Annotated in this window: 13 protein-coding genes; 12 read left to right on the forward strand and 1 reads right to left on the reverse strand. The window is 56.1% G+C overall.

All coding sequences use genetic code 11. From position 1 onward, the window contains the following. Positions 1–6: 6 nt before the first annotated feature. Positions 7–1,236, forward strand: a complete 1,230-nt coding sequence (gene argJ / locus J7395_RS03165; RefSeq protein ID WP_062951261.1) for a bifunctional glutamate N-acetyltransferase/amino-acid acetyltransferase ArgJ — start codon at positions 7–9, stop codon at positions 1,234–1,236. An 80-nt stretch (positions 1,237–1,316) separates the two neighbouring features. Here the strand turns inward: argJ and J7395_RS03170 are convergent, their stop codons facing one another. Next, on the reverse strand, positions 1,317–2,588 hold the full coding sequence (locus J7395_RS03170; RefSeq protein ID WP_209220491.1) for a pentapeptide repeat-containing protein: 1,272 nt from the start codon (positions 2,586–2,588) through the stop codon (positions 1,317–1,319). 400 nt (positions 2,589–2,988) lie between these two features. Here J7395_RS03170 and J7395_RS03175 point away from each other — a divergent pair, with 400 nt between their 5' ends. From J7395_RS03175 to J7395_RS03225, 11 genes are all read left to right on the forward strand, one after another. Beyond that, the gene (locus J7395_RS03175) at positions 2,989–4,209 is read left to right on the forward strand and encodes a response regulator (RefSeq protein WP_062951398.1); all 1,221 of its coding nucleotides are present in this window, start codon (positions 2,989–2,991) and stop codon (positions 4,207–4,209) included. A 12-nt stretch (positions 4,210–4,221) separates the two neighbouring features. Beyond that, positions 4,222–5,415 carry an HD domain-containing phosphohydrolase gene (locus J7395_RS03180; RefSeq protein ID WP_062951253.1) on the forward strand — a complete coding sequence of 398 codons (1,194 nt, stop codon included), beginning with the start codon at positions 4,222–4,224 and terminating at the stop codon, positions 5,413–5,415. Between the two features lie 17 nt (positions 5,416–5,432). Beyond that, a complete protein-coding gene (locus J7395_RS03185; RefSeq protein WP_209220492.1) occupies positions 5,433–6,866 on the forward strand; it encodes an ATP-binding protein in 1,434 nt (477 codons plus the stop codon). 113 nt (positions 6,867–6,979) lie between these two features. After that, positions 6,980–8,011 carry a LacI family DNA-binding transcriptional regulator gene (locus tag J7395_RS03190; protein WP_209220493.1) on the forward strand — a complete coding sequence of 344 codons (1,032 nt, stop codon included), beginning with the start codon at positions 6,980–6,982 and terminating at the stop codon, positions 8,009–8,011. A 147-nt stretch (positions 8,012–8,158) separates the two neighbouring features. Beyond that, complete coding sequence (locus tag J7395_RS03195; protein WP_209220494.1) at positions 8,159–9,418, forward strand: extracellular solute-binding protein; 1,260 nt, start codon at positions 8,159–8,161, stop codon at positions 9,416–9,418. A gap of 96 nt (positions 9,419–9,514) precedes the next feature. Further along, a complete protein-coding gene (locus J7395_RS03200; RefSeq protein WP_209220495.1) occupies positions 9,515–10,447 on the forward strand; it encodes a sugar ABC transporter permease in 933 nt (310 codons plus the stop codon). Beyond that, positions 10,444–11,274: a carbohydrate ABC transporter permease gene (locus J7395_RS03205; protein ID WP_209220496.1), complete on the forward strand. Its 831-nt coding sequence runs from the start codon at positions 10,444–10,446 to the stop codon at positions 11,272–11,274. The genes J7395_RS03200 and J7395_RS03205 overlap by 4 nt, the downstream gene beginning before the upstream one ends. Positions 11,275–11,278: 4 nt before the next feature. Continuing rightward, on the forward strand, positions 11,279–12,901 hold the full coding sequence (locus tag J7395_RS03210; RefSeq protein ID WP_247741936.1) for a glycoside hydrolase family 43 protein: 1,623 nt from the start codon (positions 11,279–11,281) through the stop codon (positions 12,899–12,901). After that, positions 12,894–13,925 carry an ATP-binding cassette domain-containing protein gene (locus J7395_RS03215; protein WP_209220497.1) on the forward strand — a complete coding sequence of 344 codons (1,032 nt, stop codon included), beginning with the start codon at positions 12,894–12,896 and terminating at the stop codon, positions 13,923–13,925. The genes J7395_RS03210 and J7395_RS03215 overlap by 8 nt, the downstream gene beginning before the upstream one ends. Positions 13,926–13,940: 15 nt before the next feature. Then, positions 13,941–15,050: a Gfo/Idh/MocA family oxidoreductase gene (locus J7395_RS03220; RefSeq protein WP_209220498.1), complete on the forward strand. Its 1,110-nt coding sequence runs from the start codon at positions 13,941–13,943 to the stop codon at positions 15,048–15,050. Between the two features lie 11 nt (positions 15,051–15,061). Then, positions 15,062–15,709, forward strand: coding sequence for a ThuA domain-containing protein (locus J7395_RS03225; RefSeq protein ID WP_209220499.1), 648 nt, complete (start codon positions 15,062–15,064; stop codon positions 15,707–15,709). Positions 15,710–15,734: the final 25 nt, after the last annotated feature.

Here is a 15,734-nt window from a genome sequence, read left to right on the forward strand (position 1 = left end):
GAACAGATGGTTGCGACTTCGCTTTCTCCGCTGGCTCCGGCCGGTTTTCCCGATCTTCCGGCAATTTCCGGTGTCAAACTGCATACCGTAACCCTTGGCATCCGATACAAGGGTCGCCCCGATGTCCTTCTGGCCGAACTGGAACCGGGCACACAGGTCGCGGGTGTCTTCACCACCTCGACCACGGCATCGGCCGCAGTTCGCTGGGGACGCGAAGCACTCAAGGGCGGCACCGGTCGCGCATTCTTTGTCAATGCCGGCAACTCGGTTGCCTTCACCGGCAAGGCAGGCGAAAAATTCGTCGCAGACAAAGTCGAAGCCGCCGCAAAGGCACTGGGTTGCGACAAGACCGAAATCTTCACCGCCTCCACCGGTGTGATTGGCGAACCAACCACTGCAAACCGCATTACCGATGCCCTGCCCGACCTTCTGGCGAACCAATCCGGCTGGCTTGATGCCGCCAAGGCGATCATGACCACCGATACCTTCCCCAAGGGTGCATCGGCCACCGCCACCATCCATGGTGCCAAGGTCACGATTGCCGGTTTTGCCAAGGGTTCAGGCATGATCGAGCCGAACATGGCCACCATGCTGGGCTTCATCTTTACCGATGCCGCCGTGCCCCATGACCTGCTTCAGGCGCTGCTGGCCGATTGCACCAACCGGTCGTTCAATGCGATTACGGTCGATAGCGATACCTCGACATCCGATACCGTCCTTCTGGCCGCAACCGGCAAGGCGGGAAATGCCACCGTTTCGGGTATTGATGATCCGGCGCTGGCCGGTTTCAGAACCGCCCTTGAAGACGTGATGCGTGATCTGGCCCATCAGGTGGTGCGCGACGGCGAAGGGGCTTCGAAATTCATCACCGTCAATGTCACTGGCGCCATCAGCGAAAAAGAAGCCAAAATCACCGCCAAGGCGATTGCAAACTCCCCGCTGGTCAAAACCGCGATTGCCGGTGAAGACGCCAACTGGGGCCGTATCGTCATGGCGGTCGGCAAATGCGGCGTTCAGGCCGACCCAAACAAACTGACCGTTTCAATCGGCGGCATCGTTCTTGCGAAAAACGGTGAACGCGTTGCCGATTATGACGAAGCCCCGGTCGCGGCCCACATCAAGGGCCAGTATATCGATATCGACGTCGATCTCGGCTTTGGCGATGGCAAGGCCACCGTCTGGACCTGCGATCTGACGCATGGCTATATCTCGATCAATGCCGATTATCGCAGCTGATTGATCCAAACAGCCTGAATAAATCAAAGCCGCCTTTCATACGAAGGCGGCTTTTTTGCTGTCGGAGGTACCGGTTCTGCTCAGGAATGATCGGGCAAATTCCCGCTCAGGATCGCGCCGACATTCGCCCCCTGGAAATCAACACCGCTCAGATCCGTATCGCCAAACGCAACGCCCGAAATATTGGTGCGGATCATTTTGACATCGGCCATTTTAGGATTGGTGAAGATCGCATTGCGAATATCGGCCTTGGAAAAATCCGCGCCACTAAGGTCTGCATGCCACGTCACCCCGGTTTTGTGGCCATGGCCGTCACGCTGCTCGACCGCGCCAAACCGTGCCCCCTGGAAAATTGCCTTCTGGCAGTTCGCCCCGTTCAATCGTGCCCCGTTCAGGGTCGCACTGTTAAGCTTCGCAAGCTTGAGGTCCGCCCCACGCAAAGATGCCATGGCAAGAATGGTATCGATAAACAATGCCCCGCGCAGGACGCAATCGTCAAAACAGGCCGCCGAGAGGTCCAGCCCCGAAAAATCCATCCCCGAAAGATCACGCCCCGTCGCGTTAAGCGGCTTGCCCTGCTGGCCACCGCTCGAAAGCCATTCACTATGCGCATTCACCAGATCGCGAATATCATCCGGCAGGGGGGCGACCGCCTTGCTGCCCAGACTGTTGACGATATTGGCCTGCGAAAGATCCACACCGTTCAGGTCGACATTTCGAAGATTGGCGCCGCTTAAATCCGTTCCCGAAAGTACCGCATTCTGAAGCTTCGCCCCCTTGAGGTTGGCGTTCTTCATCTTGGCCCCCGAAAGATTGCAGCCCGTCAAATCCGCCCCCGCAAGATTGACGGCAAACATGTTGGCATCGCTCAGGTCGGAATCCATCAGGTTCGAACCCGACATATTGGCCTCCGCCAGATTGGCCCCCACCAGCATCGATCCTTCCATATCCGCATTGGCAAGATCGGTGGCCCGTTTGACCCGGCGTTCGCGCCCGGCATCCATCACGATCATCACACCGGATCGAAGATCCGCCCCCTTGAGGTTGGCATTGCGCAACTTGGCCCGTGCCATATTCGCCCCGCGCAAATCAGCCCGCACAAAGCTTGACCCTTCAAGATCGGCTTCAACAAAATTGGTCCCGAAAAGATCGCAAAAATTGAAACTGACATCCTTGATCACGGCCTGGATAAAGTTCGATCCTGGCATGATCGCGTCATCAAGGCTGATCTTGCTCATCTTGATACGCGAAAGGTTCCCGTTGCGAAGCTGCATGCGCTTGCCGCCAGGTTGCTTCAATACATATCGCTGATGCTTTTTGATCGCTTCAATCAGCTCTGTACGTGAAACCATTTTCTAGGATCGATCCCCCGATGATCTTCTGGCCCGGAACAGTTTTGGAACGGTTACAGCTTTATGATAGCCGGGCTTCACCGCTAATTTTCTGACACAATATGACATCTTGGCATTTTCACGCCGCTTTCCAACAAGTTGATGCGAGAAATCGCAAACAAACCTGCCTATCCGCACAGATACGCGGAAATCTGACACCTGTCTTGCCGCCGTTTCCTGGCAAAACCGGCTGCCTTGGGGGCCGGTTGCCCCTGGCACATTCGGTGACATAATCTGTAACGTGCAAAAATTTTCGGGCACAACTTTAATTAATTGCTGTCCGATACCTTTGATCCGGCGTGCAAAATCACCAAATCCATAGTTGGCATCAAACGCCGAAATCGATGCATGGGCCCGATTAATGAATCAGATTCTGTTCGTTGACGATGACGAGAACATCCTGCACGGCCTGCGCAGGCGCCTGCGCAGCATGCGACCCGACTGGCAGATGGTCTTTGCAACCAGTGCGGCCGAAGCATTGGAACTTTCCAAAAGCATGCAGATTGATGTCATCGTATCGGACATGCGCATGCCCGGCATGGACGGGGCAACACTGCTTGGCACCCTTCAAAAAACACATCCGCATGCCACACGCATCATCCTGTCGGGCTTCGCCGAAGAAGAAGCCGTCCTCAGGACCGTCGGCCCCGCCCATCAGTATCTGGCCAAACCGTGCGAGGATTCGCTTCTGATCGAAACCATCGAAAATGCACTGGATCTCCGCGGTCTGCTTTCCCGTCCGGAATTGCGTTCGCTGGTTGCCAGCATCGATACGCTAAGCTCCCCGCCCGATACCTATCTTCGCTTGGTCAAGGCCCTCGAAGACCCGAAAATCTCGCAGGAACAGATCACCCAGATCGTTTCATCCGATATCGCGCTGACCGCCGAAGTCCTGAAACTGACCAACTCGGCCTATTTCGCCATCGCCCAGAAAATAAGTTCCGTTTCCCATGCCGTGCGGATGATCGGCACCGAAACGCTTAAGGCCCTGGCACTTTTCGTTGGCATTTTCCGCGGCTTTGACGGCCCCAAAAGCGAAGCCGACAATCTGCTGCGCCTTTGCCATCGCAGCCAGCAGATCGGCGTTACTGCCGCCCTGATCGCCGAATATGAAAAACTGCCGCGCCCTATATGTCAGGCCGTCCCCTCGACCGGAATGCTCAGCCACGTCGGCAGTCTGATCCTTTATGCCAATCGCAACAAAGAAATGACCAAGGTGATTGCAAGGGTTGAAAAAGATCATATTCCCATCGAGCAGGCCGAAATTGAACAGTTCGGCGCAGGTCATCCGGAAATCGGTGCCTATCTTCTGGGATTGTGGGGCTTCCCCGCCCCGGTGGTTCAGGCGGTTGCCTATCATCACCGACCGATGGATACGCCCCATCGCGAAATGAATGTTCTGACCGCGATCTATGTCGCCCAGGACCTCACACGACAGGTTGCCGCCAACGAAACCGGCAAGAAAGTCGAAAGCCATATCGACATGGATTACCTGGCGGGTATCGGCAAGGCCGACCAGCTTGATGAATGGCACAAGATCGCACGCGTTGTAGCCGACAAATATAAAACCCTGACCCAGTAAAGACCCGCGGCCATGGAAAAAAGCAAAGTCCTATTCGTCGACGATGACAGAAACCTGCTTCACGCCCTGCAGCGCAAAATGCGCCGCAAATTCGATTTCGAAATTGCAGTCGGCGGCGAGGAAGCCCTGCGTATCCTGATGGAAGACGGTCCCTTTGCCGTCTGTATCGCCGATATGCGCATGCCCGGCATGGATGGTGTCAAACTTCTGACCGAAATCGGCCGGGTCAGCCCCGATACCGTCCGCATGATGCTGACCGGCAATGCCGATCAGCACACCGCGGTCGAGGCCATCAATCGCGGCCAGATTTTCCGGTTCTTCAGCAAACCCTGCGATGACGAGGTCCTCGAACAGGGGATCAATGATGCCATTCGCCAGCATCACCTGATCACGGCGGAACGCGATCTGCTTGAACAGACACTGGCTGGCAGCGTCAAGGTTCTGACCGATGTTCTGGCACAGCTTAACCCCCTGATATTCGGGCGTTCCATGCGGGTGAAAGCATGGTGTGACATGATTGCGCGCGATATCGGCTATCCCCAGCCGTGGGAACTTGGTCTTGCAGCCCTGCTTGCGCCGATCGGTATGGTATCACTGCCACCTGATACCCTCGCCCGTCTGGCGATGGGCAAGGTTCTGCAACCGCTGGAACGCGATCTTTTGAAACGCACGCCTGAAGTCGGCAAGCAGCTGATCGCCAATATTCCGCGCCTGCACCATATCGGCGAAATTGTTTATCTGCAGTTCAAGAACTTCGACGGATCGGGCTTTCCGGTCGGCGACAGCCCCAAGGGCAAGGATATCCCGCTTGGCGCGCGTGTGCTGCGCATCCTCAATGATCTTGCCGAACTCAGCACCAGCGACATGCCGCTCGCCCAGAATTTCGATGAATTGCAGGAACATCCGCACCGCTATGACCCCGAACTTCTGGGTCAGATATCCGACCTTCTTGCCATTGTTGACGACTCCTACGATATCGAAGCCCACCCCAAGGGACGTGAACAGGATGTCTATCTCAAGTCGTTGCGGGTACACGACTTTCTGATGACGGATATCGAAACCGTCGAAGGCCACATCCTGCTGACTCACGGCAATCACGTTTCCGAAGTCCAGTTGCAACGCCTGCGCGTATTCCAGCAGATCCACAAATTTCGTGAACCGATCCGTATTCGCCGCGGCGGCTCCCGCCCTTCGACCAATAACTGAATAACGGAACCGCGGGCATGACAGACAAGCGGCATAACGACGATCATCTCAAGGTCATTCACCCTGCCAGTGACTCGGCGGGGACCGACGATCTTCTTGATGCGATCAATCAGCTTGATGTCAGCCCCGAGGCTCTCAAGCAGATCCATGCCCTTCTGAACGAACAGAAGAAACGTGAAACCGAAGCCAATCAGCGGCTGAAAACCATCCTTAACAGCGTGGTCGAAGGCATTCTGGTCATTGATGGTGCGGGGATGATCTGTGACTGCAACGAGTCCGCCCTTAACCTTCTGCGCGGCACGATGACCGATATGCTCGGCCTGTCGGTCGACGCCCTTTTTGTCGACCGCAAATCGACGGTGCGCCACAAACTGCTGAACCGCTGCATCAATATCAGCAGCGGCACGCTACGCTATGACTATACCGAAACCATGGGTCAACGCCTTGATGGTGATACCTTCCCGATGGAAATCACCGTAAGCCCCGCCAACTTTACCGGCGAAATGAGCTACCTTTATATTTTCCGCGATATCACGCGCCGCAAACAGGCCGAAGAATCGCAGCAAAAACTCGAAGGTGAACTGCGTGAGGCATTGAAACTCGAAGCCATCGGCCATCTGGCGGGCGGGATCGCGCATGAAATCAACACGCCCAGCCAGTATATCCGCGACAACCTGAAATTCCTCAATGACGGCTACGGGGCGCTGTCACGCATTCTGGGGCTGGCGCTGCAAACGCTCTGGCAAAATCGTGATCGTTTGCCGGAAAACACCTTCAACAATTTTGCCCGCAAAATGCGCGATGCCGATCTGGAATTCCTGCTTGATGAAATCCCGCATGCGACCCAGCAATCCCTTGATGGTATCAATCAGGTTGCGCGTATCGTCCTGTCGATGAAGGAATTTTCCCATCCGGGCGGGGCGGAAAAAACCGCGACCGATATCAACCGGGTCCTGTCAAACGTCACCGTCATATCGCGCAATGAATGGAAACATTACGCGCAGCTCGTCGAAAATTACGAACCGGAACTGCCGCATATCCCGTGCCACATCAACGAAATCAATCAGGTATTTCTCAACCTGATCGTTAATGCCGCGCAGGCAATCGACGCCGCCGGTCGATCCCCCGAAGAAGGCGAGATCAAAATCAAAACCACCTTCCTTGATGACAGTGTCCTGATCAGCATTTCCGATAACGGAACTGGCATCGCCAAGGAAAACCGGTCCAAAATCTTCAACCCGTTTTTCACCACCAAGGAAGTCGGCAAAGGCACGGGTCAGGGCCTCGCCATCACCCATGACATCGTCCAGATCAAGCATGGCGGGCGCATCTGGTTTGAAACCGAAATGGGCAAAGGCACAACCTTCCATGTCCTCCTGCCGGCAGAGGATCGGACAGGCAAACCCGATACGGTCAAAAAGGCTCCCGATAAAAAGAAGAAAAATGCCTAGGATCCCGATGTATCGCGACATCTTTGAATATATTGGATTTAACAGAACTATTTCATAAGTTAGGGTCAGGCTTCTGAAAACCTCATCGGTGAAAACCCAATCCGGAGACCAATATGGCGTCGCGTCCGACCGTTCATGACGTTGCCCGCGAAGCCGGGGTTAGTCTTGCCACCGTTGACAGAGTTTTAAATGCCCGAAGCGGCGTGCGGCCGGTCACCGCGCGCAAGGTCGAAGAAGCCATGGCAAAACTGCGATATGAACGCGATATCGCCGCCGCCAACCTTTCTAAAAAGCGCTTTTACCGGTTCTGCTTTATCCTGCCCAAAGGCCCCAATACCTTCATGCGTGGACTGGAGCAGGAAGTCGGCAAAATTGCCGAACACGGGCCGCTTGATCGCATAGAAATCGAAACCATCATGGTCAGGGCCTTCGATGGCGTTGCCCTGGCAGAGGTGCTTGATGCCATTGGCCATCAGAAATTCGACGGTGTCGCCGTTGTCGCCACAGAATCACAAGCCGTGCATCAGGCCATAGAGGGATTGCAGGAAAACAATATCCATGTCGTGACCCTGGTCAGTGACCATCCGACATCCCGACGCGAACATTTCATCGGGATCGATAACGAAGTCGCCGGGCGGACTGCCGCCGGATTGCTTGGCCGTTTCTGTCATGCGCCATCGGGGAAAATCGCGGTCATAGCAGGCTCAATGCTGCTGCGCGACCATATGGAACGGCGCAATGGCTTTGAACGGATCATCCGCAACGAGTATCCGCATTTCTCGATCCTGCCCGCGATCGAAGGTCTCGATAATTCCGACCGGGTGGAACTGTTGCTGCGCGAAATGATTGAACAAAATCCCGATATTGTCGCACTATACAGCTTGGGGGCGGGCAATCGTGGCGTTATCCGCGCTCTTGAAAAAACCGGTAAGGCCGGAAAAATCCCGGTGGTCGCCCACGAACTGACCGAACATACCCGGACCGCCTTGCAAAACGGCATCTTTGACGCCGTCATCAATCAGGACCCCGGCCACGAAGCCAGAAGTGCCGTGCGTGTGCTAAAGGCACTGGTTGACGGCCGTCCGTTCCTGAATGCGCAGGAACGTATCCGCATCGATATTTTCATGCGTGACAACCTCCCCTAGAACAAAATCTGAAACAGGCACTTTTAAATTCCTCTCTTTTGAGGTACGTTCATCAAAGACGTACGTACCTCAGAAAAGCAACTGAATATCGTCTCGTCCTAAAATACATCAACAAAAGGTTGCAGAAGCAGCCCCCGGGAGGAACCAATGAAACATATGTTTGGCGCTGTCGGCATTGCCGTATGCAGTCTGTGCACCGTCGCCGCACAGGCGGACACCACCATCAATATTCTGCGCGTTGAAACCGGCGATCCGGCCCAGAAGGCATATCTGTCGACTATCGGCAAAGATTACGAAGCCAGCCATCCCGGCGTGAAAGTCAATTTCGAATATCTCGCCAACGAAGCCTATAAAAGCAAACTGCCGACCCTGTTGCAATCCGATGCCGCCCCCGACATTTTCTATAGCTGGGGCGGTCAGACGCTGGCCGATCAGGCAAAGGCCGGCTTCCTCAAAGACATCTCCGGCCTGCTAAACAGCGATTTCCTTGATACCGTTCCCAAATCCGCGGTCAACGCCTATTCGGTCGAGGACAAGATTTACGGCCTGCCGATCTATGCGACCGAGGTCGTCTTCTGGGTCAATACAGACCTGACCGCCAAGGCGGGTGTGGATCACACCCAGATCAAAACGTGGGATGATTTCCTTAAAGCGGTTCAGAAAATCAAGGATGCCGGCATCACCCCGATTGTCGCCGGGGGCAAGGATAAATGGCCGCTGCATTTCTATTGGGCCTATCTCGCGCTGCGCTATGGCGGGGCGGATGCGATTAACGAAGCCATGCAGGATGACGGCGAGAATTTCGAGTCAGAGCCTTTCGTCAATGCGGGCCGGACCTTTCAGGAACTGGTCAAGCTCGAACCCTTCCAGTCGGGCATGATGGGCACAAGCTATGAACAGGCCAGCGGCATGTTCGGCGATGGCGCGGCCGCTTTCCACCTGATGGGGGACTGGGATTACCTTCCGTCGCGTGCGCGTTCCCAAAGTGGCAAGGGCCTGTCTGATGACCAGTTGGCCATCATGCCCTTCCCGATGATTGATGGCGACGAAGCCGGCGCCGATGCGACATTCGGCGGCATCAATGGCTGGGCTGTTTCCCATAATGCACCTGACGAGGCTGCTGATTTCCTGCAGCACATGATCAGCGCCAAATATCAGCGCGAAGCCGCCAAGGCCGGGATCTTCATCCCGATCGTCAAGGGAAGCGATGACGCGATCAATAACCCCTTCTTCAAACAGGTCGCCCGCGATCTGTCGGAAACTTCCTATCACCAGATATTCCTTGACCAGTATCTCGGGGCGTCCGTCGGCGCCACGGTGAATGATATTTCCGCCGATCTGGCACAGGAAGTCATCACCCCCGAAGAAGCCGCGGCCCAGATTCAGGAAGCCTGGGACTTCCAGTAATTCCTGGCCCTGTATTCGGGGGCGTCTGGCTCAACCCGATTTCGGGTTGGGCAACGCCCCCGCCTTCTCCACTGATACCTGCTTCGGAGGCGGCCCATGCCGACCATCCCCCACGCCCCGCCGCACCTTTCGCTGGCCCAGCGCACAAGAAACGTCCTGACCAATGGCAAATTCGCGGCCCTTGTGTTGCTGCTGCCGCCTGCCCTGATCCTGTTCAGCCTGTTTGTCATCCTGCCCCTGCTTCAGTCGGGCTATTTCGCGTTTTTTAACTGGAACGGATATGGCGAACCGACCGACTATGTCGGACTGAAGAATTTCGAACAGATGATGGGGCATTCCGTGTTCCATTCGGCGATCTGGAACACGATCAAGATCGTTCTGGTATCGCTTCTGGTCCAAATGCCACTCGCCCTGTTTCTCGCCCTTCTGATCTATAAGAAAACACCGACCAACGCCCTTTTCCGGCTGATCTTCTTTGTGCCCTACATTCTGGCCGAAGTCGCCGCCGGCCTGATCTGGAGCTTCGTTTTCGATGGCCATTATGGCGTCACGGCATCGGTTGGGGGTGCCTTCGGGCTCGAACCCTTCTTCATTCTGGCGGATCGTGACTGGGCTTTTGTCGCGGTGATGACCGTGATCGTCTGGAAATATTTCGGCTTCCACATGATGATCTATATCGCCGCCCTGCAAGGCGTGCCCCGCGATCTGATCGAAGCCGCCCGCATCGAAGGCGCAAAACCGTTTGATATCGTGCGCTATGTGCAAATCCCGTTGATCAAGCCCGCCATCATCGTCAGCGCCTTTTTCGCCATCATCGGCGCCCTTCAGGTCTTTGACGTGATCATCCCGCTGACCAATGGCGGCCCGTCCAACACCAGCCACACCATTGTGACCTATCTCTACACCTTCGGCCTGACACGTCTGCGCATCGGTTTTGGCAGTGCCATCGGGATTGTCCTGTTCATCACGGCAGTTGCCGTTGCCATTTTCTATCAACGTGCCGCCATGTCGCCGGGGAAAAAGCCATGACAAGCAAATCCTTCCTGCGCAATCTTCTGCGCGTGACCATACTGTGCATCATCGCCAGTTTCGTCATCGCCCCCCTGCTTGCCACCGCTCTTGGCGGCTTTAAAACCAATGCCGAAATCCGCACCAGCGCCTTTGGCCTGCCCGAAAGCTGGAATTTCGAATTCTATAACGCCATCGCGTCCGATCCGGCTTTCTGGCGCTATCTGGGCAATTCGCTACTGATTTCGGTTTCGGCGGTGATCCTCACTCTTCTGGTAGGGGCGGCGGCGGCCTATGTGTTCGCGCAAATCCGCTTCTTCGGATCGCGGATGCTGTTTTCCTATCTGCTGCTGGGCCTGATGTTCCCGTTTGCAACCGCCATCCTGCCGCTGTTCATTCAGGTGCGCGATATCGGCCTTCTGGATTCCTACTGGTCGGTCATTCTGCCGCAAACCGCCTTTGGATTGTCGCTGGCGATTTTGCTGTTCCGCACCTTCTTCGAACAGCTCCCGCGTGAACTGTTCGAAGCCGCCTATGTCGATGGCTGTGGCTATATCCGGTTTTTCTGGCGGTTCACCCTGCCACTTTCCACACCGATCCTCGCCACCGTTGGCGTCTTCGTCTTCGTCCAGAGCTGGAACAACTTCCTGCTGCCTCTGGTCATGCTCAACTCGCGCGAAGCCTTCACATGGCCGCTTGGCATGATGCAGTTCCGCGGTGAATTCGTCACCGAATGGAACCGCACACTGGCCTTCGTCACCCTGACGATCCTGCCCGCCATCGTGTTTTTCCTCGCTGCCCAGAAATATATCGTCGCCGGCCTGACCGGTGGTGCTGTCAAAGGTTGATGCCATGTCTGCTGAAATGATCCAGAACCCCATCCTGCCCGGTTTCAACCCGGACCCGTCAATCTGCCGCGTTGGCGATGATTATTACATCGCGACATCGACTTTCGAATGGTTCCCCGGTGTGCAAATTCACCATTCCCGCGATCTGGTGAACTGGAAACTGATATCGCGTCCGTTAAACCGAAAATCGCAACTCGATATGCGTGGCAACCCGGATTCCGGCGGAATCTGGGCGCCCTGCCTGACCTATGCCGATGGTCTGTTCTGGCTGATTTATACCGACGTCAAACGCAAGGACGGCGCCTTCAAGGATACGCCAAACTATCTTGTGACCGCCCCCGCCATTGATGGCCCGTGGTCTGATCCGATCTATCTCAACGCATCGGGTTTTGACCCGTCGCTGTTCCATGATGATGACGGCCGCAAATGGCTGATCAACATGATCTGGGATCATAATCAGGTGGTCGGTGAACGCTTTGTCGGTATCGCCCTTCAGGAATACGCCATTACCGAACAGAAACTTGTCGGACCGATCCGCAACATCTATCGCGGGACCGATCACCTGTTTACCGAAGGCCCGCATCTTTATCGTCGCGATGGCTATTACTATCTGCTCGTGGCCGAAGGCGGCACCGGCTATAACCACGCCGTGACCATCGCCCGGTCACGTGAACTGACCGGCCCGTATGAAACCGATCCGGCCAAACATATCCTGACGTCCAAGGACAATCCCGAAAACCCGCTGCAACGTGCGGGCCATGCCGATATTGTCGAAACGCAGAATGGTGAATTTTATATGGTGCATCTGTGCAGCCGTCCGCTGCCCGGCACCAAAAGATCCCCCTTGGGCCGCGAAACCGCGATCCAGAAACTTGTTTGGGAAAAAGGCGAATGGCCCCGTCTGGCCAATGGCACCAACCAGCCTGACCTGACGGTCCCGGCCCCCGATCTTGAACCCCATCCGTTCGAAGCCGAACCGTCGCGTATTGATTTCACACCGGGCGACCTACCTGCCACGTTCCAATGGCTGCGCACCCCCGAACCCGAACGCCTCTTTTCGCTTGGCGAACGGCCGGGGCATCTGCGCCTGTTCGGGCGTCAGGCACCGGGGGGCGCATTCGAACATTCCCTTGTGGCCCGTCGCCAGACCGACATCAATTACAGTGCCGAAACCGTTGTCGAATTTACCCCACTGGACTTCCAGCAGATGGCGGGCCTGATGGCGTGGTACAACCGGTTCCAGTACCATTACCTTGCTGTCACCGCCGACGAAGACGGCAACCGGAAACTCAACATCTATAGCTGCCCGGGCGATTTCCCCTATGCCCGGCTGACCTACCCGCTGCCGGCGTCTATCGACCTTCCGAAAGACGGTGTCATCCGCCTTGGCGTCGATGTGAACGGGCCGGAATTGCGCTTCCGCTATGCCCTTCCCGGTGGGGACTGGACCATGATCGATGCGGTCCTCGATCACACCGCCCTGTCTGACGAAGCCGGAAGCGGCGAAGGCACGAACTTCACCGGTGCCTTCATCGGCATGGCCGCCCATGACAATAGCGGCCGCGGCATTCACGCCGATTTTGCTCATTTCATCTATCAAGCCAACGGGGAACGCAACAATGGCTGACGTTCATCTCAGACATATCAATAAATGCTTCGGCCCCATCGAAGTCATCCCTGATATCGAACTCGAAATCCCGCATGGCTCCTTTACCGTTCTGGTCGGGCCATCGGGTTGCGGCAAATCGACCCTGCTTCGCATGATTGCCGGTCTGGAAAAACCGACATCCGGGACGATTGAAATCGGCGGCACTGACGTCACCGGTTTCGAACCATCCAACAGGGGCATTTCGATGGTGTTCCAATCCTATGCGCTTTATCCGCATATGACGGTGGCACAGAATATCGATTTTGGCCTGCGTCTGATGAAAATGCCCGCCTCTGAACGCGAAGAACGCGTCAGGGATGCCGCCAAACGCCTGCATCTTGAACCTTTGCTGGATCGCAAACCGTCCGAACTTTCCGGCGGGCAACGTCAACGCGTTGCCATCGGGCGGTCGATTGTGCGCAATCCCAAGGTCTTCCTGTTTGATGAACCGCTTTCAAACCTGGATGCCGCCCTGCGGACCCAGATGCGTGTCGAACTGGCCGAACTGCACCAATCCATCGGTGCGACCATAGTTTATGTCACCCACGATCAGGTCGAAGCCATGACGCTTGCCGATCAGATCGTGGTGATGAATGCCGGTCGCATCGAACAGGTCGGACCGCCGATGGAACTTTACGACAATCCGCAAACCGAATTTGTCGCCGCCTTCATCGGGTCACCGAAAATGAACCTGCTGCCCGGTCAGGCCATTGGCCGCGATGACATCAAATCGGTTGGCATCCGCCCCGAACATCTCGAAACCCATATGGAAAACGGCAAATGGGCCGCCAGGGTCGGGGTGATTGAAAATCTTGGCAGCGACACGGTCGTCTATATGGAAACCGATGATTTCGGGTCCGTTACCGTGCGCCTGCCCGGCCATCACCCCCTTCGTACCGGGGATCGTGTTTTCCTGACCCCGGATGAAAAACACCTGCATCTGTTTGGCAAGGATGGCCGGAAAATCCACACCAAAGATGCACTTTCTGCGCCCGCCACCTGAACGGAAAAACGCGTTATGACAACATCATCACTTGGCGTTGGTATCATCGGATGCGGTGTAATCAGCGAAATATACCTTAAACGTGCCCAAACCTTCCCGCAGATCGACATCAAGGCCGTCGCCGATCTGAACCCGAATGCGGCGCGCATCCGCGCCGAGGCATTCAACGTCGATGCCCTGACCGTCGATGCCCTTCTGGCCCGCGATGACATTGATATCATCCTGAATCTGACAATCCCGGCCGCCCACATGGATGTCAGCATGGCGGCGGTAAATGCCGGCAAACATGTCTATTCCGAAAAACCGCTAACCGGAAATGTCGCCGATGCCCGTGCCCTGCTATCGCTCGCAGCCCAAAAAGGTGTGCGGGTCGGCTGCGCGCCCGATACCTTCCTTGGCGGCAGTCACCAGACCGCACGCGCCCTGATTGATCAGGGCAAAATCGGCACTCCCCTGGCCGGGACCGCTACCTTGATGCTGCCCGGTCACGAACGCTGGCATCCCAACCCGGATTTCTACTATGTGCGGGATGGCGGCGGTCCGCTGCTTGATATGGGGCCTTATTACATCACCGCGATGGTCAATATGCTGGGGCCGGTATCACGTGTTTCGGGCATGGGGCGAAGCAGCCGCACCACCCGCGTCATTGAATCCGGCCCCCGCAAGGGGCAGGAAATCCCCGTCACCACGCCGACCCATATTACCGGTGTCATGGAATTCACCAGCGGCGCACTGGTTCAGATCACCACCAGTTTTGATGTCGAGGCACACCGCCACACCCCGCTTGAAGTCTATGGCAGCGAAGGCTCCCTGCTTGTGCCCGATCCAAACCGCTTTGATGGCACCGTCGCACTCTATCGCCGTGACGAGGACTGGCAGGACATGCCAATGACGCATGGCTATGGCGATGACAATTATCGCGGGATCGGCATCGCCGATATGGCCGATGCCATTCTCAATAATCGTCCGCACCGTGCCAGTGGCAAACTCGCCCTGCATGTTCTTGACGTGATGGAAAGCCTCCTGACCGCCACCCTCGAACAACGCACCATCGCCATCCAAAGCCATTGTGACCGACCCGACGGGCTCGCACCAAACCTGTCCGTCGGCCAAATTCACGCATAAAGGATAAATCCATGCCCCAGAAATCAGCCCTCATCTTCTACGGCGGATGGGAAGGACACGAACCCGAAGCCTGCGCCAAAGTTATCGACACCATGCTGCGCAACGAAAACTTCAACACCGAACGGGTCGAAGGCACAGACTGCCTTGCACGCGAAGACCTTGATCGGTTTGATCTGATTGTGCCTCTCTGCACCCAGACGACGGTTGAAAAGGATGCGCTCGATAATCTGGTTGCCGCCATTGCAGCCGGAACCGGGCTTGGCGGTTTTCATGGTGGCATGGGTGATACGTTCCGCATGGAACCGGCCTATCAATTCATTGTCGGCGGGCAATGGGTCGCCCATCCGGGCAATATCATTGATTACCGCGTCAACATTACCAAACCCGATGATCCCGTTGTCGAAGGCATCGGCGATTTCGATTACCATTCCGAACAGTATTACATGCATATCGACCCAGCGATTGATGTGCTGGCCGAAACCACCTTCACCGGCGAACATGCCCCATGGATCGACGGGGTGAAAATGCCGGTTGTCTGGAAACACCGCTATGGCAAGGCCCGTGTCTTCTACTCGGCCCTTGGCCACGTGGCCGACGAATTCAAGGTTCCCCAGATGCACGAAATCGTCCGCCGCGGCCTGCTTTGGGCGGCGCGCTAAGACCGGATTGGTTTATCTGTCATCA

It is taken from the genome of Thalassospira sp. A3_1 (genome assembly GCF_017744215.1).
Classification (GTDB): domain Bacteria; phylum Pseudomonadota; class Alphaproteobacteria; order Rhodospirillales; family Thalassospiraceae; genus Thalassospira; species Thalassospira lucentensis_A.

What these genes read in the sequence shown, in the direction of transcription:
- argJ (WP_062951261.1), top strand. Translation starts at nt 7, where the DNA reads ATGGTTGCGACTTCGCTTTCTCCGCTGGCTCCGGCCGGTTTTCCCGAT.
- J7395_RS03170 (WP_209220491.1), bottom strand. Translation starts at nt 2,588, where the DNA reads ATGGTTTCACGTACAGAGCTGATTGAAGCGATCAAAAAGCATCAGCGA.
- J7395_RS03175 (WP_062951398.1), top strand. Translation starts at nt 2,989, where the DNA reads ATGAATCAGATTCTGTTCGTTGACGATGACGAGAACATCCTGCACGGC.
- J7395_RS03180 (WP_062951253.1), top strand. Translation starts at nt 4,222, where the DNA reads ATGGAAAAAAGCAAAGTCCTATTCGTCGACGATGACAGAAACCTGCTT.
- J7395_RS03185 (WP_209220492.1), top strand. Translation starts at nt 5,433, where the DNA reads ATGACAGACAAGCGGCATAACGACGATCATCTCAAGGTCATTCACCCT.
- J7395_RS03190 (WP_209220493.1), top strand. Translation starts at nt 6,980, where the DNA reads ATGGCGTCGCGTCCGACCGTTCATGACGTTGCCCGCGAAGCCGGGGTT.
- J7395_RS03195 (WP_209220494.1), top strand. Translation starts at nt 8,159, where the DNA reads ATGAAACATATGTTTGGCGCTGTCGGCATTGCCGTATGCAGTCTGTGC.
- J7395_RS03200 (WP_209220495.1), top strand. Translation starts at nt 9,515, where the DNA reads ATGCCGACCATCCCCCACGCCCCGCCGCACCTTTCGCTGGCCCAGCGC.
- J7395_RS03205 (WP_209220496.1), top strand. Translation starts at nt 10,444, where the DNA reads ATGACAAGCAAATCCTTCCTGCGCAATCTTCTGCGCGTGACCATACTG.
- J7395_RS03210 (WP_247741936.1), top strand. Translation starts at nt 11,279, where the DNA reads ATGTCTGCTGAAATGATCCAGAACCCCATCCTGCCCGGTTTCAACCCG.
- J7395_RS03215 (WP_209220497.1), top strand. Translation starts at nt 12,894, where the DNA reads ATGGCTGACGTTCATCTCAGACATATCAATAAATGCTTCGGCCCCATC.
- J7395_RS03220 (WP_209220498.1), top strand. Translation starts at nt 13,941, where the DNA reads ATGACAACATCATCACTTGGCGTTGGTATCATCGGATGCGGTGTAATC.
- J7395_RS03225 (WP_209220499.1), top strand. Translation starts at nt 15,062, where the DNA reads ATGCCCCAGAAATCAGCCCTCATCTTCTACGGCGGATGGGAAGGACAC.